Below are 20,821 nucleotides of genomic sequence, written 5' to 3' on the forward strand. Positions count from 1 at the left end.
GAGCATCATGCTTTTCTCTCGCCTCCCCGGCGGAAAGCGGCGCCGGTTCCTCCTCCTGCCGGCCGCACTGACCGCCTTCGTGACCGTACTGGCGGGCGCCGCGAGCGCCGACGCCACGACCACCGGCACCATCTCCCCGTCCGGCCTGCGCACCCAGCACCTCACCAGCGCCCTCGGCATCGACGACACCACCCCCGCCCTCAGCTGGCGGACCACCGCCCGCGCCGCGAACGCCCTCCAGACCGCCTACCGCGTCCAGGCAGCCACCTCCCCGCAGCGGCTCCGCGCCGGCCGGCCCGACCTGTGGGACTCGGGCAAGGTCCGCTCGACCGCCCCGGAGACCACGTACGCGGGCAGGGCACTGGGCTCGCGCACCCGCGTGTACTGGCGCGTCATGCTCTGGTCGCGGCGCGCGGACCAGGCCTCCGGCTGGAGCGGCACCGCCGTCTTCGAGACCGGCCTGACCGTGCCGTCGGACTGGGACGCGGACTGGATCACCCATCCCGCCTGGCAGTTGAGCAAACGCACCGTCCAGCCGGTCGTCGTCGAAGTGCCCCGCACCACGGCCCGGTACCTGCGCCTGGACGTGACGAGACTCGGTCTGCCGCTGGCGGAGGACTTCCCCGCCCGCACCTGGCGCGTGGAGCTCGGCGAGATCGACGTCCGCGACTCGGCCACCTCCACCGCGGGTCTCGCCCGGGGCGCCGCGGTCACCGCCTCGGAGACCAGGACGATCCGCAAGACCTGGGAACCCGCCCTCGCCGTCGACGGCCTGCCGAACAGCGCCCTGCAGACCGCGGCCGGATACTCCAGTGCCGCGCACTCCGGCCCCGACGTCGCCGACACCCCCGTCACCCTCACCCTCGACCTCAAGTCACCGAAGACCTTCGACCAGGTGGCGCTCTACCCGCGCGCCGACGTCCTCACCGACGACGGCCGCGTCCCCGACTTCCCGGTCGACTACACCCTGTCTGGCGCGGACGCGGCGACGGGGCCGTTCACCTCGCTCACCCGGGTCACCGGCCAAGCGCCGCCCGAGCCGTACCTGCCGTCCGGACTGCCGCTGCTCGCGGACGACTTCACCCTGCCCCGCGCGGTGCGCAGCGCCCGGCTGTACCTCTCCGGCCTCGGCGTCTACGAAGCCACCGTCAACGGCCGCCCGGTGGGCGACGCCGTGCTGGAACCCGCCAACACCGACTACGCCGAACGCGTCCAGTACGCCACCTATGACGTGACCGACCGCCTGCGGACCGGCGCCAACACCATCGGCGTCGCCCTGGGCAACGGCATGTCCAACGTGGTCAGCACCGCCGACCGCTACCGCAAGCTGTACGGCAACCTCAGCGACCCCAAGCTGATCGCCCGGCTCGAGGTCACCCTGGCCGACGGCAGCGTCCGTACCGTCACCAGCGGCGACGGCTGGCGGGCGACCCTCGGACCCACCACCTCCTCCAACTGGTACGGCGGAGAGGACTACGACGCGCGCCGGGAGATCCCGCACTGGGACGAGCCGCGCGGCGACCGGCACGGCTGGGACCGGGCGGTCGCGGTACCCGGCCCGGGCACCGAGCAGCGGCCGGCGGTGCTCAGCGCACGTGAGACCGAGCCGATCCGGGTCGTCGAGACCCTCACCGGCAAGGAGGTCGACGGCGCCGCAGGCAGCCGAGTCTTCGACCTCGGCCGCAACATCGCCGGTTGGCCCGAGATCACCGTCAGCGCTCCCGCCGGGACCGAGATCCGCGCCTACCCGGCGGAGAGCCTCAAGGACGGCCACGCCTTCCAGTCCCTCAGCAACGTCGGCGCCCCGCTGTGGGACGGCTACACCACCGGCGGTGCCCACACCGAGACCTGGCATCCCCGGTTCAGCTACCACGGCTTCCGCTTCCTGGAGTTGAAGGGTGTCCCCGACGGCGCCACGATCACCGTACGCGGCCAGGTCCTGCACACGGACAACACCTCCGCCGGCGACTTCACCAGCTCCGACCCGCTCGTCAACGGCATCCACTCGCTGATCCGGCGGGCGATCGAGGGCAACATGATGAGCGTCCTGACCGACTGCCCCAGCCGGGAGAAACTGGGCTGGCTGGAACAGGACCAGCTGGTCTTCCCCGCGCTCGCCGGCAACTACGACATTCAGGCCCAACTGCGCAAGATCGTGCGGGACATGGCCGACGCGCAGACACAGGACGGGCTGATCCCCAGCACCGTCCCGGAGTACACCAGCCTGCCCGGCGCCTACCGCGACGACGCCAACTGGGGCGGCGCGTTCGTGCTCGTGCCCTGGCAGCTGTACACCACCTACGGCGACCGCGACACACTGCGCACCTACTACCCGCGCATGCGGCAGTACGCCGCCTACCTGGAGCGCCAGGTGAGCGGCGGCATCCTGGACTACGGCCTGGGCGACTGGTTCACGCCCGACCGCACCTTCCCACGGGCGGTGGCCGGCACCTACGGCTACTGGCGGGTCGTCGACGGCCTCAGCCGGATCGCCGGCGTCCTCGGTGACCGGGCGGCGGCCGACGAGTACCGGGCGAAGGCCGACGCGAGCGCCAAGGCCCTCGCCGCCAAGTACTACGACGCCACGACCGGCACCTTCGGGGGCGGCGGCCAGGGCGCCGAGGCGCTGGCCCTCGACATGGGCGCCTACCCGGCGGGGGAGGGGGACCGGCTGCTCGCCCACTTCACCACCGCCGTCAAGACCGCCGGATACCACCTGCTGCTCGGCGAGATCTCCCTGCCCGCCGCCTTCCGGGTGCTGTCCGCCGCCGGCCGCGACGACATCGTCCACGAGATCGCCACGCAGACGACCAGCCCGAGCTACGGCTACCAGGTGCGGGCGGGCAACACCACGCTCGGCGAGTCCTGGGACGGCGGACCGGGCCAGTCGCAGAACCACTTCATGCTCGGCGCCATCGACTCCTGGTTCACCGGACGCGTCGCCGGCCTCGCGCAGACGGCCGACTCGGTCGGGTACGCCGAACTCCTCGTGGATCCGGCGGTCGAAGGCGACATGACATCGGCGTCCGCCTCCTACCGCACCCCCTATGGCATCGCACGCACCGCCTGGACCCGCCATGCCGACCGTTTCCGGCTGACCGTGGACGTGCCCGCCGGGAGCACGGCGGAGGTCCACGTCCCCGCGTCCGACGGCCGTGCCGAGGCGCCGGCGGGAGCGCGCCTCCTGCGCACCGGCGACACGGAAACGGTGTACGAGGTGGGCTCCGGCCACTGGAGGTTCCGCTCGACGACGCCGCAGGCCCCCCACGGGTAGTCGTACGCCGCACCGGCACCGCCCGACTGTGGCCGGATCGCTCGTCTGACGAGCGTTCGAATCCGGCGATACTCAGGGCTGGGCAATCCGTCCCAATCCCCTCGTTTGGAGGCCATCCATGCCCCAGACCAGAGTTTCCACCGCCGCCGTGCTCGACGCCTGGCTGTCCGGCGCCGAGAGCGCGTACGGGCAGGCCAACCCGGCCGGGCCCCTGTACGTCGGCGGCACAGCGGCCGAGGCCGCGCTCACCGACCCGAGCGACTCCCTCTACGGCTTCTGTTCCAGCCCGAGCGGCTCCCACGGCAGCTGGTGCTGCTGATCACCTGAGGCACCTGCACAAGAGCACAGGCGCGGGGAACCGCGTGCCGAACCACGGCGCGGTTCCTCGTGCTCCTTTTTTGGATCGGGAGGGTGGACGGTGAGCGGATCGGTACCGGTGGAGCCGGGCAGGAGCGACGAGGAACAGTGGTTCGCCCGGCCCGTACGAGCCATCGCCCGCCCGTGGCGGGAGGAGCTGGCCCGGCGGCTGGCCGCCGTGGACACCCTGAGCCGTGCGGAACGGGACGCGGTGCTGGCGGCGGGCCACAACGCCCTGCTCAGGTCCCTGCACGCCAAGCTGTCCCGCCTCTTCCTGATCGAACTGCGCGCGCTGCACATGACAGCGGGCGGCGGGCGGGCCGCCCGAGGCGCGGACGCCGTGGCCGACACGGAGACGTGGGCCGACTTCATCGAGCAGGCCGCCGAGGAGGACTATCTCGGCCAGCTGGCCGGCCGGTACCCGACCCTGGGCCGGCGGGTCGCGTCGGTGGCGCGGCTGTCGGTGGCCGCGACGGCCGGTTTCGCCCAGCGGCTCGCCGCGGACCGTGAACTGCTGCGGCCGCTGCTGGACGGGCCCGCGGGGCGGCTGCGCGCCGTCGCGTTCGGGGCGGGCGACACCCACCGCGGCGGACTGACGGTCAGCCGGGCCGAGTTCGCCGGTGGAACCGTCATGTACAAGCCCCGCCCGTCCGACACCGATGTGGCCCTGGGCGCGCTGCTGGACGAGCTGTACACGGACTTCCCCGGTGCCCCGGCGCCGGACGAGCGCATCCGGGTACCGCGGACGCTGCCGCGCGAGGGCTACGGCTGGGCCGAGTTCGTCCGTCACCGCCACTGTGCCGACGACGCCGAACTCGCCGCCTTCTACCGCAACATGGGGCACTGGCTGGCCGTGCTCCGGTTCACCGGCGGCACCGACATGCACGCCGAGAACATGATCGCCGCGGGCCCGGTGCCGGTGATCGTGGACGCCGAGACGCTCTTCGACGCCCCCGCGCCCTTCCCGCCCAGCGGCCGGGGCGACGCGGTGGACGTGGCGGCGGCGGCCATCCGCCGCACCGTGCTGCGCACCGGGCTGCTGCCCGTGCGCGGCACCGGCTTCGCGCTCGGTGGGGTGGACATCTCCGGGGTCGGGGCGCTGCCCGGCCAGCAGCCGCTGATCCCGAACCCGGTGATCGCGGACGCCGGCACCGCGGCGGCCCGCTTCCAGGTGGACCTGGTGGCGATGCCCCCCACCGACAACCACCCGAGCGCCACCCCGGTGCTGAGCGTGTACTGGGACCGGATCCTGGCCGGGTTCCGCGAGATGACCGCGCATCTGCACCGGCCCGGGACGGATCCGTACCGGCTGCTGCGCCGCTTCGAGGGCGCCAGGGCGCGGCGGATTCTGCGGCCGACGCAGGCGTACGTCGACATCGGCCGGATGCTGTGGCACCCGGCGTCGCTGCACGACGAGCCGGCCGCCGTCGAGCGGGCCCGGGACATCCTGCGGCGCAACGCCGAGGTGCTGCCCGGTGCGCCGACCGACCGCGCGGCCGTCGACGGCGAGATCGCGGACCTGCTGACCGGTGACATACCGATGTTCACCTTCACCGTGGACCCGCCCGCCGTACGGTCCACCGTCGAGGACTGGCGCACCGCCGACCTGGCGCTGGAGGAGTCGGTGATCCAGGACGCGCTCGTGGGCGCGTACCTCAACGAGCGTTCGCTGCCCCAGCGGGTGCAGGCCGCCGCCCGTGAACCGCATGCCCGTGACCGGGAGCGGCGGCGCCGCGACCTGGCCGCGCAGATGGTACGGCGGTTGTGCGACGGGGCGGTGCGCGGCGAGGACGGTACGGTCACCTGGATCAGCCCCGTCTTCACCCCGGCCGGATGGTCCATCAGGGTGCTGCCCGCCGACCTCTACACGGGGCAGGGCGGGGTGGCGCTGACCCTCGCGGAGTACCTGACCGAGGTGCGGGCCGGACGCGCGGACGACGTGCCCGGGGTCGCCGAGACGTTCGAGGGCGCCCTGCGGGTGCTCGTCTCCACCGAGGACCGGACGCCGACACCGTCGGCCGGGGCGTTCAGCGGTGCCGCCTCCCAGGTGTGGACGTGGCTGGCGCTGCACCGGGTGCTCGGCGAGGAGTGGCTGCTGGAACGGGCCGCCGACCGGGCCCTGTTGCTCGCGGAGAGCGGCCGGCTGGTCGAGGACGACATCGAGGTGGACCTCCTCAACGGGGCGGCCGGCGGCATCGTCCCCCTGCTCGGCCTGGCCGCGGCGACCGGAGACGACCGGTGGCTCGGTGCCGCCGCGCACATCGGCCGCCGGCTGACCGGGCTGGCCACCGTCGACGCGAGCGGCGCCCGCTGGACGACCCGGCTCAACCCCGAGGGCATCGGCGGCTTCGCCCACGGCGCCACCGGCATCGGCTGGGCGCTGGCCAGGCTCGCCCTCGGCGCCGCGGGCTCCCCGGCCGAACGGCGCGACTGGACGCACCTCGCCGAGCGGGCCTTCGCCTACCAGGAGTCCCTCTACCGACCCGAGCACGGCAACTGGCTCGACGTCCGTATCGGCGCCGAGGAGGACTTCTTCACCAGTTGGTGCCACGGCAGCGCGGGCGTCGGCATCGGCATGCTCGACCTCCACCGGCGCACGGGCGATCCCGCCCACCTCGACATGGCCCACCGCGCCGCTCGCGCCTGCGCCGCCGAGGGCTTCGGCTGGAGCCACACCCTGTGCCACGGCGACCTCGGCCTCTGGGAGTTCCTCACCTCCATGGACTTCGGCGACCCGTCTGCGCTCGACGGCGAGATCCTCACCGGTCTCGAACAACGCGGTCCGGTGGGCGGCCTGGCCCGCGAGGCGTTCTCCCCGAGCCTCATGTCCGGCCTCGCGGGAGTCCTGCACACCCTGCTGCGCATGCGTCCCGGGACCGCGCTGCCCAATCCGCTCATCCTCGACTGACCGATGCCGTGCACGACCCATACTGTGGCCACCAATACTGTGCACTAGATTGACGGCTGCAATAAAATTGCCCTAGATTCCGACGTGCTCCCGCCCCCACTCCCACAGGAGCCGCCGTCATGCGCACCCGTCTGCGCCTCTCCCTCATCGCCCTCGCCACGGCCGCGGTCACCGCCCTGACCACCGGCTCCGCCCCGGCAACCGTGCAGCCCCGGACCGGGGACTCAGGCCACCTCACCGGCACCCTCGCCGACGGAGCCACCTGGATCGCGGACGTCCCCGCCGACTGGAACGGCACCCTGCTGCTGTTCAGCCACGGTTTCGGCCCGCTCGTCGCCCGCGACGCGCCCACCGACGCCGTACGCGACGAACTCCTCGCCCAGGGCTACGCGCTGGCCGGCTCCTCCTACGACCCGAACGGCTCGATGTGGGGCCTGGCCAGCGCGGAACGCGACCAGTTCGCCGCCCTCGACGCGGTCACCGCGCGGATCGGCACACCCAGCCGCACCCTCTCCGTGGGCACCTCCATGGGCGGGCTGGTCAACGCCCGGATCGCCCGCGACGGCGCCGGTCGCGTCGACGGCGCGCTGGGCCTGTGCGGGCTGGTGGCCGGCGGGACCGACCTGGACAACTACCAACTCGACGCCGAGTACGCCCTGGCCCGGCTGCTCCTGCCCGAACAGGACCTCAAGCTCGTCCGGTTCGGCTCCGCCGACGAGGCCGCCGCCACCGCCCGGAAGCTCACCGCGGCCGTCACCGCCGCACAGGCCACACCGCAGGGCCGCGCCCGCGTCGCGCTGGCCGCCGCCTTCCTCAACCTGCCGGCGTGGGCCCCGGGCCGGACCGCCCCCGCGCCCACCGACTGGGCGGGCCAGCAGGAGCAGCAGTACGCCTGGTTCGCGAGCGGCATCCTGTCCTTCGTGGAGGGCGGCCGGTACGCGGTCGAGCAGTCCGTCGGCGGCAACAACTCCTGGAACCGGGGCGTCGACTACGCCCGCCTCCTCGCCGGATCCGTCCACGCTCCGCAGGTCCGCGCCCTGTACCGGACGGCCGGGCTCGACCTGCGCACCGACCTCGAGGCCCTGACCTCGGGCGCCCGCATCACCGCCGACCCGGCCGCCGTCCGCACCGCCGAGCGCACCTCCTCCGCGGGGCAGGGACTCGGCGTACCCCTGCTGGACGTGCACACCACCGCCGACAACCTCGTCCCGGTCGAACAGGAACGCCGGTTCGCCGACCGCGTCCACGCGGCCGGCCGAGGCGCGCTGCTGCGCCAGGCCTACGTCGAGCGCCAGGGCCACTGCACCTTCACCACCGCCGAGACGGTCGCGGCCCTCCACGCCCTCGAACACCGCGTCACCACCGGCAGTTGGGACGCCGCCACGCCGGCTGCCCTGCAGCGGTCGGCCACCGCACTCGGCCTGGACGGAGCGGCCTACGTCCCCTACCGCCCGGCGGCCCTGACGGTCGGTCGGCGCTGACGACGGGAGTCGCTACCAGCCGCGGGCGGCTTGCCGCAGGGTGTCGCGGACCCGGACCACGTCGGGATTGCTCCCGGCACCGGGCCGCTGGACGAGGAACAGGGTGTTCAGCGGGGATTCCTCCGGATCGTGGAGGAGGGCGAGGCGCCCCGAGTCCAGGTACTCCTGGCAGAGCGAGCGGGGCAGCACGCTGAAGCCGCCGCCCGCGTTGACCGCGGACAGCACCGCGTACAGGTTGGGCACGGTGACCGCGGCGCGCGCGGTGAGCTGCCTGCCGAACACGGTCCGCCAGTAGCGGCGCACGATGGGCAGGTCCTCGGCGTAGGTGACCAGGGGGATGTCACGCAGGGCGGCGCACACGTCGTCGGCCTGGCGTGCGGCGACGCGACCTGCCCAGACGGGTGCGGCGACGAGTACGTACTCCTCGTCGGCGAGCGGCACCGACTCCAGCCCGCGCCCCCGGGGCCGCCGGGTGGCGATGACCAGGTCGTGGCGGCCCGCCCGCATCTCCTCCAGCAGTGGCTCGGGCAGCCCCTGGGTGACACGCAGCTCGAGGCCGTCGGCGACGAGAGGCCCCAGGGCGGGCAGCACCCGCACACACAGCAGTTCCGACGGGCCGGCGAGGTGCACGGGCGCGGCACGCCCGGCGAGCGGGCCGCCGCCTTCGACGGCGGCGAGCGCGTCGAGGGAGCCCGCGATCTGGGCGGCGAGTTCATGGGCGAGCGGCGTGGGCTCCACGCCGCGGGGGAGCCGGGTGAACAGGTCGCGGCCGGTCTGCTGCTCCAGGGCGCGGATCTGCGCGGTCACGGTCGGCTGGGACAGCCCCAGTGCGGGTGCGGCGGCGGTGAAGGTACCGGCGCGGTAGACCGCGAGGAAGGTGCGCAGCAGGTTCAGGTCGCCGTGCGCCGGGAGCTCCTTCTTCATGACAGCCAGCCCAACCAGCGCTCCCATCGGAGTTCCGATGGGTGGGATCGGTGCTCCTATTGGCTGTCCGATGGGACGCGGACCCAACGTCGAGGCCATGAGCACACAGAACGCGATCAACTGGCCCGAGAAGTACCTGCCCGGCACCGGCGACAACTTCGTCTCCAACGAGGTGATCGTCCAGGGCATCACCGCCGACCGGGTCTGGCGGTACCTGACCGACACCTCCACCTGGGAGTCGTACTACGACAACGTCGCCGACATCTCCTTCCCGGGTGGCGGCGGCCCCGAGCTGCGGCGGGACCTCGACTTCAGCTTCGGCACCTTCGGCTTCCCGCCCCTGGACGCGCGCGTCGTGGAGTTCCAGGCCCCGGGCGAGGGCGTCCCGGGCCGCCTGTCGTGGACCGCGCGGCAGGACGTCGAGCCGCAGGAGCGGCTCGACGTCCTGCACGCCTGGCTCGTGGAGGACCTGCCCGGCGGCCGGGTGCGCGTGCTCACCCAGGAGACACAGATCGGCCGGCCCGCCGCCGAACTGGCGAAGCAGATCCCGAACCCGATGCTGGGCGGCCACCAGGCCTGGCTCGACGGCCTCGTCCGCGCCGCCTCCGGCACGCTCGGCGCCTGACCGTCACCGGGTCCCGGTCCTACCGGGGCGTGCCGAAGTCCTGGGTCCAGTAGGAGTTGGGCTGTGCGAGACCCACGCCGATCTCCTTGAAGGAACAGTTGAGGATGTTCGCCCGGTGGCCGGGGCTGGACATCCAGCCCGCCATGACCTGCTCGGGGGTGGAGTAGCCGTAGGCGACGTTCTCGCCGTAGGCGCTCCAGCTGTAGCCGGCCCTGGTGATCCGGTCGCCCGGGGACGATCCGTCGGACCCGGTGTGCGACATGTTCTGGTGGGCCGCCATGTCCGCGCTGTGCGCCTGGGCTGCCTTGGCCAGGGTCGCGTTCGAGGTGAGGGCCGAGCATCCCGCCTTGGCGCGCTCCGCGTTGACCAGCTGGATGATGCGGGCGGCGGTCCCGGAGGCCGTGGCCGTCGGCTTCGGGGTGCTCGGCGCCGTGGGGGTCTTCGCGGTGGGCGCGGTGACCTTCCGGGTGGGGGCGGTGGTCTTCGGTGCGGTGGTCCGCGGAGTGCTCGGGGATGCGGTCGGGGCCTTCGCCGCCGGTGAAGCGGCAAGAGCGCCGTCAGGGGCGCCGTCCCAGCGGTGCTTCCAGTGGCGGTACCACTGGAGATCCCAGTCCTTGTTGCCCTGCCACTGCGCGGCTGTGTTCACCGCGGTGCCGTGGAGCTGATCTCCACCGCCGGCTCCCCATTCGCCACACGCCATGGCGACGGACGGCACGCCCGCGGCTCCCACGACGGCGGCGGTGACGACTATCCGCCGGTAATGCTGGATCTTGCGGTGCTTTCCCATGCGTGACCTGCCCTGAACTGCGACGATGTCCTGCGGATCGTCATTCTTGGGACGGCCTCACAGAGAGCGCAAAGGGCTCTTGGTACTACCTCGCTTCGTAGCCCTTCGGGGCCCTTGCCAGGGCAGTGGGGGCGTGCTGGTTGCGCTCCCGCGACCGGCCGGGGGCCCTGACGCACCGTCAGCGGCCTTTGGGTGTCGCGAACGGGCGACAACCCCTGAACGGACGGAACGCCTTCAAGTCGAACGCGAGACGTGTCGGCACCAAGACGGACAAGTCCCCTATGTCGCCGGAGCGGCCGCTACTAACCGGCACGGCGAGGTCGTGGACCTGGCGTGAGGGATGTCACGGAATCACCAGTTCCGAATGCGTGCGAATCCAGAAAGATGACACTATCCAAAGACTTGACCGACTCCAGAAAAGGCGTACGGTTTCAAGTGAGATCGCTCCCGTCCAGCGAAGGCACGCCCCCCATGGACCGCACAGTCCCCCGCGAACCCCACCAGAGCGCGGCGCCCGCCGCGCCCCTGGCCGCAGGCGGCCTGGAATCGTTCGTCGGCGGACCGTGGACCCTGCCGTGGTCGCCGACCGCGTGCGCCCGAGCGAGGGCCGCCATCCGCGACGTACTGTCCCAATGGGGTCTCGCCGATCTCGTCCCCATCGCCGAGCTGCTGGTCAGCGAGCTGGTGGGCAATGCCCTGCGGCACGCCGACGGCCCGGTGAGCCTCACTCTCGAGCGGGTGTCCGATGTGCGCTGTCTGGTGAGCGACGGCTCCTCGCAGCCTCCCCGTCCGCGTGAAGCGGACCCCGAGGACGAGACCGGCCGCGGACTCGCGCTGGTCGACGCCCTGTCCGCGCGGTGGGGCTGGACATCCGGGCCCGTGGGCAAGAGCGTGTGGTTCGAGCTCTCCGCGGACTTGGCGGCGGCATGACGACCACCTCCACCACCGACGAGCCCATGGCGCTGGCCGCCGCGCGGCTGCGCACGGCGGGCATGCGGGTGACCGCCCCGCGCATGGCCATGCTGACCGCCGTCCACGAGTCGCCCGGCCACCTCGACGCCGACGCCCTGCGTGAACGCGCCCAGCGGATCACCGGCCGCCTGTCCCTGCAGGCCACCTACAACGTGCTGCGGGCACTCACGGACGCCGGTCTGGTCCGCTGCACCCAGATCCCGGGTCACCCGGCCCGCTACGAGACCGAGCGCCACGACAACCACCACCACTTCGTGTGCCGCGCCTGCGGCGTCATCCGTGACGTGGAGTGCACGGTGGGTGCGGCTCCCTGCATGGAGCCGCGACTGCCGGACGAGTACGACACCCAGGAGGCCGCGGTGACGTTCTGGGGCCTGTGCCCCGACTGCCGCGCCGCCGCCCCGACCTCCTGATCGACACCCTCGGCCGAGCTGTGAATCCCTTCACAGTTCGCCGCGAAACGGGCTTTTCGTGGCGGCGGTCACGCCGCGGGGCAGGCATTTTGCTTAGGTTCGCGGGACTGTGCCGCTGTCCCGCGAACTGCCGAGGTCCCTGCCGATGCCGTACCGACCCTGCCTCCTGCCGCACAGGCGCGCCGCGATGTGGGCCGGCGTCGTCGCGACCTCGGTGGCGGGGCTGCTGGCGGCCGGGACGGTGGACCCGGTACCGGCAGCGGCGGCACCGGCGGCCGCGCGCTCCGACGCCGCCACCACACGGTCGGACCCGGCGACGGCCGCGTTCCTCGACCGGGTGCGGCCGCAGGGGAAGGAACGGGTGACGGCCGCGGCGCTCGACCTCGACGACACCGGCCGCACGCCGGCGGTGTACGGCGACGACACCCCTTACGACACCGCCAGCATCGTGAAGGTCGACATCCTCGCCGCGGCACTGCTCCAGGCCCAGGACGCCGGACGGAGTCTCACCGCCCAGGACCGTGCCCAGGCGGAAGTCATGATCGAGCGCAGCGACAACGACGCGGCGAACGCGCTGTGGCGGCGCATCGGCCTGGCGCCCGGTCTGGACGCAGCGAACAAGCGGCTGGGGCTGACTTCGACGAAGGGCGGTTCTGGCCCCACGTGGGGGCTGACCCGGACGACGGCGAGCGACCAGGTACGGCTGCTGCGCGACGTCTTCGGCGCGGGCTCCGGCACGGGCGGCGCCTCCCCGGCGCTCGACGCGGCGTCCCGGACCTACCTCCGCACGCTGATGACCCGTATCGCCGCCGAGCAGTCCTGGGGCGTCTCGGCGGCCGCCGACTCCGGATGGGCGCTGAAGAACGGCTGGCTGCAGCGCACCGCCACCAAGCTGTGGGACGTCAACAGCGTCGGAGAGATCACCGCGGACGGGCACCACTACCTCGTCGCGGTCCTCTCGGAGGGGAGCACGACGATGGGCGACGGCGTCTCCCTGGTGCAACGCGCGGCCCGAGCGGCCGTCTCCTCGGCAGCCGCCCACTGATCCGGGAGCGACCGTCGCGTACAACGACCGTCGCGTACTACGCCGACAGCGCCGGGACGGCCAGGTCGGACGCTCCCAGGTGGGCTGTGGCGAGCACGCTGCCGTCGGACGTCGTCACCCGTGCGCCGGTGAGCGCCCTGGGGTCGACGGAGGCGGGGCCGCCCCAGGAGCCCTTCCCCCCGCGCAGGGTGAACGCGCCGACGGGAACCGTGGTGCCGTCGCTGTGGGCCAGCAGGCAGAAGACCTTGCCGCTGTAGGGCTTCCCGGCGCCGGCGAGGTCGACGGTCATGTAGACCCAGCCCCGCGGATCGGCGTGCGCGTAGACCTCACCGATCACTTTCCCGCCGGCGGCGGCCGAGACGAGGTCGCCGGACAACATCTCCGTGCCGCTGCCGGGGGAGGTGGCGGACGGGCCGGCCGCGACGTCCTCGATCGCCGTACCGACCGCCCAGCCGCCGAACCCTATGGCGACGACGAGCGCGGCCCCGGCGGAGGCGACCCGCAGCCGCACCCGGCCGCGCCGGCGCCGGGGCGGCACGGAGGACTCGCGGACGTGCGGACGCCCTTCACGGACCGGCGCCCGGTGCGTCAGCGCCTGCGCCACCCGGGTCTCGAACCCGACCGGCGGCTCATTGCCGGGCAGCAGCCCGATCAGCCCGTCGCCCACGAGGGTCAGCTGCTCGATGTACTCCCGGCACTCCGCGCACTCGTCGAGATGAGCGACCGCACCGGCCCGTTCCCGGCCGGGCATCACACCGAGCGCCAGCTCGGCGCCGATCTCCCGCAGCTTCTCGCAGGTCACGTCACTCGACATGGTCGCCTCGTTTCGGAGCCGCCAGCGTGGTGCGCAGCTTGCCCATCGCCGCCCTGATGCGCGTCTTGGCGGTGCCCAGCGGGATCTTCTCCGAGTCGGCGACCTGCTGGGCGGTCATGCCGTAGATGCCCGCCATCACCAGGGCGCGGCCCTGTTCGGGCGGCAGCTCCGCCACGGCGGCCCGCAGCCGGGAGGACGCCTCGTCGGCCAGCGCGTGCCGCTCGGGTGTCTCGCTGACGACACCGAGAACCGCCTCGAGGTCCTCGGGCGCCACCGGCTCCGGCTGCCGCGAGCGTACGGCGTCGATGGCCAGATTGTGGGCGATGGCCGTCAGCCAGGTCCGCACCGAACCGCGACGCGCGTCGTAGATCTGCGCATGGCGCCATGCCCGCTCGAACGTCTGCTGGGCGACGTCCTCGGCGAGCTGCGGATCCCCGATGACGGCGATGGCGACACCGAAGACCGTGTGCTGGAACCGGCGCACGAACGTGACGGCGAGCTCCGGATCGCCGGTGGCCAGCCCGGACAGCAGAGCCTCGTCCGGGAGGCGGCTCGCGGGGAACCGAAATCTCGACATATCAGTATGTACGGTCCATCCGAGCCTCGGGATTGCCCGGCCGCCACGGAAACGGAAGTGCATATTCCGATTCTCCCTCCGCCGGGGCCGCGCGCAGCCGGCGGATTTGCCTTGGAGTGCGCTCCAGCCGACACACTGACCGCGACGGATTTCGTAGCCGGGACCGAAGGGCGGCAGCACATGGAGACGACAGGCCGGGCGGGGCACCCACTGCCGTACGACAGCTATGCGCAGGCGATCGAGCGGGAGACCCTGCGTTTCGCCGCGGTGGCCGGGAGCGTGGACCCCGCGACCGCCGTGCCCTCCTGCCCCGACTGGACGCTGGCCGAGCTCTCCAGACATGTGGGATCGCTGCAGCGCTGGTTCTCCGCGCTGCTGACCCGGCTGGTGCAGGAGCCTCCGCGCAGCCGGGACGTGGAGCTGGGGCTGCCGGAGCGTGCGCAGGAGTATGCCGAGTGGGTGGCGGCGGGCGTACCGCTCGTGGCGGCCGTGCTGCGGGCCACCGACCCCCAGGCGGCGATGTGGGCGTGGGGCGAGGACCAGCATGCGCGGTTCTGGGCCCGGCGGATGCTGTTCGAGACGCTGGTGCACCGGGTGGACGCCGAACGGGCCGCCGGCCGCGAGTCGGACATCGACCCCGTGCCGGCGGCGGACGGCGTGGACGAGTTCCTCGTCAATCTGCCCTACGCGGGCCTCTTCGCCCCCGGCGTGACGAAACTGCGCGGCAACGGCGAGATCATCGCCTTCCGGTGCACGGATTCCGTCGACGGGGCCGGCGAGGAGTGGCGGGTGCGGCTCGATCCGGACGCGTTCCGCCTGCTGCCGCGGGCAGCCGACGGCGCCACGGAATCCGAACCGCACGCGACGGTGGCCGGGCCGGCCGCCGACCTCCTGTTGCTGCTCTACGGGCGCCGGTCGTACCAGGAGGCGGCCTTCGACGTCTCGGGAGAGACCGCGGTGCTCGATTCATGGTTCGCGCACACGGCCTTCTGACCCGCGGCCGTGGACGGCGGCCCACCGTGACGGATGTGACTCATGGGACAGCAGGGGCGGCGGTGACCGCCGCTCCTTGGACAGGGTGGTGACGATTCGGGACAAGCAGTGCTAGAAAGGCCGAATGCAAGACCGATTTGCCCGGCTTAGACGAATATCGCTGCGACCGCTGTCGGGGAAGAGCCCGCGGAGCGTCGCCGGGCAGGTGTTCGTTCTGCAAGTGGCACTGGTGGTGCTGCTCGTGGTCTTCGCCGTCTTCTCCCTCTTCCTGCAGTCGCGGCGGGACACCAACGCCGAAGCCAAACGCCGTTCCATAGCCGTCGCGCAGACCTTCGCCCACTCCCCGGGCATCCTGACCGCGCTGCGCACCCCCGCCCCGTCGAAGGTGCTCCAGCCGCTGACCGAGGCGGGGCGCAAGTCCGCGGGCGTCGACTTCGTCGTCGTCATGGACACCCACGGCATCCGCTACACCCACCCCATACCGAGCCGGATCGGCAAGCGGTTCGTGGGCACCATCGGGCCGTCCCTGGCCGGGAAGGTCTACACGGAAAGCGTCCACGGCCCACTGGGACGGGAGGTGCAGGCCACCGTTCCCATCAACGACCCCGACGGCAAGGTGGTGGCCCTCGTCTCCGCCGGGCTGAAGGTCAAGAACGTCACCAGCCAGGTGGACCGGCAGATACCGATCATCCTCACCGCCGGCGGAGGCGCGCTGGCAGCGGCGACGTGTGTGACGGCGCTGGTGGGCAGGCGGCTGCGCCGCCAGACCCACAGCCTGGCCCCGGTCGAGATGACCCGCATGTACGAGCACCACGACGCGGTGCTGCACTCCGTACGCGAAGGCGTGCTCATCATCGATGACGACGGGGTGCTGCTTCTGGCCAACGACGAGGCCAGGCGGCTGCTGGCACTGCCCGCGGACGCCGAGGGCCGACAGGTGGCCGGGCTGGCGAGCCTGGAACCCGAGATGGTCCAGCTGCTCACCTCCGGCCGTGAGGCCACCGACGAGGTCCACTTCGCCGGGCCCCGGCTGCTGGCGGTCAACCAGCGGCCCACGGACCGCTGCGGAGGTCCCAAGGGCACCGTGGTCACGCTGCGCGACTCCACCGAGCTCCAGGCCGTGTCCGGCAGGGCCCAGGTCGCCCGCGACCGCCTCAAGCTGCTGTACGACGCCGGACTGGGCATCGGCACCACCCTCGACGTGGTCCGGACCGCCGACGAACTCGCCCGGGTGGCCGTCCCGCGCTTCGCCGACTTCGTCACCGTGGACCTGGCCGACGCCGTGCTGCATGGTGAGGAACCCGCCAGCACGGCGACCGGCATGCGACGTATCGCCGTGAGCGGCATCCGGGACGACCACCCGCTCTACGAGAAGGACCGGCTGATCGACTTCCTGCCCTCCACACCCCAGGCCCGCGGCTACGGCACCGGCCGCTCCGAACTGGTCACCGACCTGTCCACCGCCCCCGGCTGGCGCGCGCAGGACCCGGAACGCGCCGAGGAGATCGTGGACTACGGCATCCACTCGCTCATCGCGGCCCCCATCCTGGCCCGTGGCACCGTGCTGGGCCTGGCCAACTTCTGGCGGTCGAAGGAGCACGGCCCCTTCGACGAGGAGGAGCTGTCGCTGGCGGAGGAACTGGTCGCCCGCGCCGCCATCAGCATCGACAACGGCCGCCGCTACTCCCGTGAGCACGCCCTGGCCGTCACCCTCCAGCGCAGTCTGCTGCCGCGGGCCCTGCCCGAGCAGAGCGCCCTCGACGTCGGCTACCGCTACCTCCCCGCCCAGTCGGGGGTGAGCGGCGACTGGTTCGACGTGATACCGCTGCCCGGCAGCCGGGTGGCCCTGGTGGTCGGTGACGTCGTCGGGCACGGCCTGCACGCCGCCGCCACGATGGGACGACTGCGCACCGCGGTGCACAACTTCTCCACCCTCGACCTGCCGCCCGACGAACTGCTGGGCCATCTGGACGACCTCGTCGGCCGTATCGACCAGAACGAGACCTGCCCCGAGACTCCCGCGGCCGTCGTGGGCGCGACCTGCCTGTACGCGATCTACGACCCGGTGTCGCGCCGCTGCGCCATGGCACGAGCCGGGCACCTGGCGCCCGCGCTGGTCCTCCCGGACGGCAGCGCCACCTTCCCCGACCTGCCGGCCGGACCGCCGCTCGGCCTGGGCGGCATGCCGTTCCAGACGGCGGAGTTCGACCTCCCCGAGGGCTCCCAGCTCGTGCTCTACACCGACGGCCTCATCGAGGACCGCAGACGCGACCTGGACGTGGGCATGGAACTGCTGCGCGAGTCCCTGGCAGGCCACCCCGACCGGCCGCCGGACGAGAGCTGCCAGGCCGTGCTGGAAGAGCTGCTGCCCGGCCGGCCCCAGGACGACGTCGCCCTGCTCATCGCCCGCACCCGGGCGCTGCCGCCCGACCGGATCGCCGACTGGGACGTACCGCCCGATCCGGCCGCCGTCGCCAAGGTGCGCCTCGCGGCCGCCGACAAACTCGACGAGTGGGGCCTGACCGAGCTCGCCTTCGGCATGGAACTCGTCCTGAGCGAGCTCGTCACCAACGCCATCCGCTACGGCGGCGAGCCCATCCACGTCCGGCTGATCCACGACCGCACCCTCACCTGCGAGGTGTCCGACGCCAGCAGCACCTCGCCGCATCTGCGGTACGCCGCGACCACCGACGAGGGCGGGCGAGGCCTCTTCCTGGTCTCGCAGCTCACCGAACGCTGGGGCACCCGGTACACCCCCCAGGGCAAGGTGATCTGGGCGGAACACGCACTGCCGAAGTCCACCGACTGCGGCGGCCCGGCATCGCCCGGAGCGGACGCGGGCCTTTGGTGAGCGTCCGCCCGGCGATGGCCCCCGTGATCGTCACCCACGGCATGCCTCCCGCACCTCTCGCCCCTCCGTGCACCCCGGTCATCCGCTCGCGCCCGGACCACCTGCGGCTTTAGACCTCGGTCGAAAAGCCTGGATCCTCGTGCACCACGTTGACATCGTGGCCTCACCAGGACCGGTCCGGACAAGGGGGACAGTTCATGATCAGGAACATCACCGGCACCAGGACGCGAACGGCGCACGCCAAGCTGACGGCTCTCGTGACGGCCGGAGTCCTCGGCACCTCGCTCGTCGCCCTGGCGCCCGCCGCCTCGGCGGCGGTGCCCGCCTCGGCCACGACGACGTACACCTGCCACCCCTCCTGGAAGACCAGCGGCGGTGTCTCCTACTTGTACGAGGGATACAGCGACACCAACACGACCAACACGAAGAAGGGACAGACCGGCAACCGCGTGATCGAGGTGCAGTGCCTGCTGACCTACTGGGCCAACCGGGTCGGTGACAGCAAGTTCGACCCGAAGGGTGTCGACGGCCAGTTCGGCAGCAACACGGAAGCCGCGGTGATCAATGCCCAGAAGGTCTGCTTCTCCGACTCCAGCGAGTGGGACGGCGAGGTGGGGCCGAACACCTGGCCCTGTCTGAGGGCCTGGTAGTCCGGCTCGATCTTCCCCGACCGCCCGCCTCTCGACCAGGCGGGCGGTCGCCTGTTGCCCGCGTCGGTGCCACCGGCCATGCTGTCGGCACGGCTCCACATCCGCGGCACAGCGGGGGAATCCAATGCTCCGGATACATTTCACGGACGCTGATCTGGCCCGGCTGAGAGTGGCGGCCGCCCCGGACCCCTTATGGGAGATCGCCGTCAGCCTGCACCGTTTCCAGACCCGGCGGGGCCGCTGGGCCTACGCGGGCTGGTACCGCACCGCCTGCACGACACTGCACGACAGCGGGCTGAGCCGCACCGTGCGCGAGTTGCTGCTCCCCCTGTTCCCGCTCGCCACCTACTTCCCCGACTTCCTCACCCCCGTCCAGTCCCAGGACGGCCTGGAACAGGGGCTGAAGGCCATCACCGCCGCGTCACCGAGCCGAGTCCGCAGCGAGCTGGACCGGCTCGCCCGGGTCAGAGGAGTCCGCCCTTGGGCACCCCGTGTGGCCGAGACAGAGAACCGTGCCGACCTGGTCCGGGCGCTGCGCGGCTATCACGACGCCGTGATCGCTCCCCACGGGGACCGTATCCAGGCCCGCATCGACACCCAACGCGCCGTGCAGGCCCGCGCGTTCCTCGACAGCGGCATCGAAGGCCTCCTGCGCACCCTGGGCCCCGGTACGCGCTGGCAGCCGCCCGTCCTCTCGGTGGAGTACTGCGACGACCGGGACCTGTACCTCCGGGGCCGCGGCCTGACCCTGGTGCCGTCCTACTTCTGCTGGAACCGCCCGATCTCGCTGGCGGACCCCGACCTGCCTCCGGTGCTCGTCCACCCCCTTCCACCGCCGTCACCGCAGGACGAACCCTCCGGCAGACGGCCCGCGGCACCCGTGACGGCGCTGCTCGGCCGCACCCGCGCCGCCGTCCTGCGGGTCACCGCCGACGGAGCGGCCACCACCAGTGAACTCGCCCGGGCCGTCGGTGTCTCCGCCGCCACCGTCACCCACCACACCACGGCGCTGCGCGACGCGGGCCTGCTCACCAGCCAACGCCACGCCGTCGGTGTACTCCACGTCCTGACTCCCCTCGGCGCGGCAGTGCTGCGTGGCGGAGCCTGAGCCGCGGTGCGCGTCAGGGCGCGGTGAACAGGGCCGGGAAGCGCGGCGCGAGCCACGGTCTGCGTCCCCAGGCGACCACCTGCCCCCGCGCGATGGCCCGCCACGGATTGCGGCGGCCCAACGCGATCAGGAGGAAGGTGACGGGCTCGATCCAGATGGTGCAGTCCGGACGGTCCGGTGGCCCCGGGGTCACGTTCACGGAGCCGTCGGCCAGGGCGACGCCGAACGCCGCGCCACCGCGGGGCCGGACGGTGTACCGGGCCGTGAGGCCGGCGGTGGCCGCCGGGTCGGCGACGCGTGGCATGACCGAGAGCATGAACGGCATACAGAGCATCACGCGGCCGTGGTCGAGCATGTGCCGGCGGTGCAGCGCCCGGGCGAGGTCGTAACCGTGGCCCAGCATGTGTGTCAGCAGGTACGACCCGAGTATCGCCCGGTCCATGGGGCCGAGGGGGGTGACCGGCGTCGCGTGTTCGGCCGGTCCGTGGGACGCGGCCCGACGCGGAGCACGTTCCACGGCCTCCAGGAACACGCCGGCCTGCTCGGTGATCATCGTCGCCAGGGGCTCCGCCCGGCGCTCCCCGAACCCGGCCAGCGCCCGCTCGTTGGCCGCGGCCAGACTCCCGGGTGTGCCGTCGCCGTACGGGCGTTGCCGTCCGGACGCGAGATCGGCCATCAGTTCGTTGGCCAGCGCCAGATGGGCGGCCGCTTCGCCGACCGTCCACCGCGATCCGGGTACAGGGGCCGAAGTGTCGGGCGCATCGCGCAGCAGAGCGGCGATGTCACCGGCGGTCTCACGGATCGCCCGCCCGAGCCCCTCGGGCAAAGGCCCTCTCAGGTCCTGCCCAGCCGTCGTACGCACACCGCGCCCCTTCCGCCCGGCGCGTCCTGCGCGCACGTGGTCCGCCGCACCCAACCAGACCCCGGGCAGGCGCGACAAGCCCGCTGGGCGTCGGATCTCCATGGCGCCACGGCCGGACTCCGGCCATTCGGGTGATGTGCTTCTCAGGCCGAACGGTGCGGGAAACAAGGGCGGACTGGC

Annotated in this window: 17 protein-coding genes; 12 read left to right on the forward strand and 5 right to left on the reverse strand. The window is 72.6% G+C overall.

The window, feature by feature from the left end:
- Window positions 1–7: 7 nt before the first annotated feature.
- The 4 genes from ACH45E_RS04845 (at window position 8) to ACH45E_RS04860 (ending at window position 8,020) form a co-directional block, all read left to right on the forward strand.
- The gene (locus ACH45E_RS04845; protein WP_361451189.1) at window positions 8–3,274 is read left to right on the forward strand and encodes a family 78 glycoside hydrolase catalytic domain; all 3,267 of its coding nucleotides are present in this window, start codon (window positions 8–10) and stop codon (window positions 3,272–3,274) included.
- Between the two features lie 118 nt (window positions 3,275–3,392).
- A complete protein-coding gene (locus tag ACH45E_RS04850; RefSeq protein ID WP_361451186.1) occupies window positions 3,393–3,593 on the forward strand; it encodes a DUF6229 family protein in 201 nt (66 codons plus the stop codon).
- A gap of 99 nt (window positions 3,594–3,692) precedes the next feature.
- Window positions 3,693–6,539 carry a type 2 lanthipeptide synthetase LanM family protein gene (locus tag ACH45E_RS04855; protein ID WP_361451183.1) on the forward strand — a complete coding sequence of 949 codons (2,847 nt, stop codon included), beginning with the start codon at window positions 3,693–3,695 and terminating at the stop codon, window positions 6,537–6,539.
- Between the two features lie 119 nt (window positions 6,540–6,658).
- Complete coding sequence (locus ACH45E_RS04860) at window positions 6,659–8,020, forward strand: alpha/beta hydrolase (protein WP_361451180.1); 1,362 nt, start codon at window positions 6,659–6,661, stop codon at window positions 8,018–8,020.
- A gap of 12 nt (window positions 8,021–8,032) precedes the next feature.
- Here ACH45E_RS04860 and ACH45E_RS04865 read toward each other — a convergent pair whose 3' ends face one another.
- Complete coding sequence (locus tag ACH45E_RS04865; RefSeq protein WP_361451177.1) at window positions 8,033–8,944, reverse strand: LysR family transcriptional regulator; 912 nt, start codon at window positions 8,942–8,944, stop codon at window positions 8,033–8,035.
- Window positions 8,945–9,041: 97 nt separating this feature from the next.
- Here ACH45E_RS04865 and ACH45E_RS04870 point away from each other — a divergent pair, with 97 nt between their 5' ends.
- Window positions 9,042–9,569, forward strand: coding sequence for an SRPBCC family protein (locus tag ACH45E_RS04870; protein ID WP_399040002.1), 528 nt, complete (start codon window positions 9,042–9,044; stop codon window positions 9,567–9,569).
- A gap of 19 nt (window positions 9,570–9,588) precedes the next feature.
- Here ACH45E_RS04870 and ACH45E_RS04875 read toward each other — a convergent pair whose 3' ends face one another.
- Entirely contained in the window at window positions 9,589–10,356 is a 768-nt protein-coding gene (locus ACH45E_RS04875; protein ID WP_361444900.1) for a CAP domain-containing protein, read from the reverse strand.
- A 471-nt stretch (window positions 10,357–10,827) separates the two neighbouring features.
- Here ACH45E_RS04875 and ACH45E_RS04880 point away from each other — a divergent pair, with 471 nt between their 5' ends.
- The 3 genes from ACH45E_RS04880 (at window position 10,828) to ACH45E_RS04890 (ending at window position 12,786) form a co-directional block, all read left to right on the forward strand.
- Window positions 10,828–11,286: an ATP-binding protein gene (locus ACH45E_RS04880; protein ID WP_361444897.1), complete on the forward strand. Its 459-nt coding sequence runs from the start codon at window positions 10,828–10,830 to the stop codon at window positions 11,284–11,286.
- Window positions 11,283–11,741: a Fur family transcriptional regulator gene (locus tag ACH45E_RS04885; protein ID WP_361444893.1), complete on the forward strand. Its 459-nt coding sequence runs from the start codon at window positions 11,283–11,285 to the stop codon at window positions 11,739–11,741. Before ACH45E_RS04880 ends, ACH45E_RS04885 begins: the two co-directional genes overlap by 4 nt.
- A 145-nt stretch (window positions 11,742–11,886) precedes the next feature.
- Window positions 11,887–12,786, forward strand: coding sequence for a serine hydrolase (locus ACH45E_RS04890; protein WP_361444890.1), 900 nt, complete (start codon window positions 11,887–11,889; stop codon window positions 12,784–12,786).
- A gap of 37 nt (window positions 12,787–12,823) precedes the next feature.
- On the opposite strand, the gene ACH45E_RS04895 is transcribed toward ACH45E_RS04890, so the two are convergent.
- A complete protein-coding gene (locus ACH45E_RS04895; protein WP_361444887.1) occupies window positions 12,824–13,600 on the reverse strand; it encodes a hypothetical protein in 777 nt (258 codons plus the stop codon).
- Entirely contained in the window at window positions 13,590–14,177 is a 588-nt protein-coding gene (locus ACH45E_RS04900) for a sigma-70 family RNA polymerase sigma factor (protein WP_361444884.1), read from the reverse strand. Before ACH45E_RS04900 ends, ACH45E_RS04895 begins: the two co-directional genes overlap by 11 nt.
- Before the next feature lie 180 nt (window positions 14,178–14,357).
- On the opposite strand from ACH45E_RS04900, the gene ACH45E_RS04905 reads away from it, so the two are divergent.
- From ACH45E_RS04905 to ACH45E_RS04920, 4 genes are all read left to right on the forward strand, one after another.
- Window positions 14,358–15,170: a maleylpyruvate isomerase family mycothiol-dependent enzyme gene (locus tag ACH45E_RS04905; RefSeq protein ID WP_361444881.1), complete on the forward strand. Its 813-nt coding sequence runs from the start codon at window positions 14,358–14,360 to the stop codon at window positions 15,168–15,170.
- 124 nt (window positions 15,171–15,294) lie between these two features.
- Window positions 15,295–18,021, forward strand: coding sequence for a SpoIIE family protein phosphatase (locus tag ACH45E_RS04910; protein ID WP_361444878.1), 2,727 nt, complete (start codon window positions 15,295–15,297; stop codon window positions 18,019–18,021).
- A gap of 197 nt (window positions 18,022–18,218) precedes the next feature.
- The gene (locus ACH45E_RS04915) at window positions 18,219–18,671 is read left to right on the forward strand and encodes a peptidoglycan-binding domain-containing protein (RefSeq protein WP_361444875.1); all 453 of its coding nucleotides are present in this window, start codon (window positions 18,219–18,221) and stop codon (window positions 18,669–18,671) included.
- Between the two features lie 124 nt (window positions 18,672–18,795).
- The gene (locus tag ACH45E_RS04920; protein ID WP_361444872.1) at window positions 18,796–19,779 is read left to right on the forward strand and encodes a winged helix-turn-helix domain-containing protein; all 984 of its coding nucleotides are present in this window, start codon (window positions 18,796–18,798) and stop codon (window positions 19,777–19,779) included.
- 13 nt (window positions 19,780–19,792) lie between these two features.
- Here the strand turns inward: ACH45E_RS04920 and ACH45E_RS04925 are convergent, their stop codons facing one another.
- Window positions 19,793–20,641 carry a maleylpyruvate isomerase family mycothiol-dependent enzyme gene (locus tag ACH45E_RS04925; RefSeq protein WP_361444869.1) on the reverse strand — a complete coding sequence of 283 codons (849 nt, stop codon included), beginning with the start codon at window positions 20,639–20,641 and terminating at the stop codon, window positions 19,793–19,795.
- Window positions 20,642–20,821 lie beyond the last annotated feature (180 nt).

The sequence above is a fragment of the Streptomyces sp. NPDC020299 genome, assembly GCF_044387825.1.
Taxonomy (GTDB): domain Bacteria; phylum Actinomycetota; class Actinomycetes; order Streptomycetales; family Streptomycetaceae; genus Streptomyces.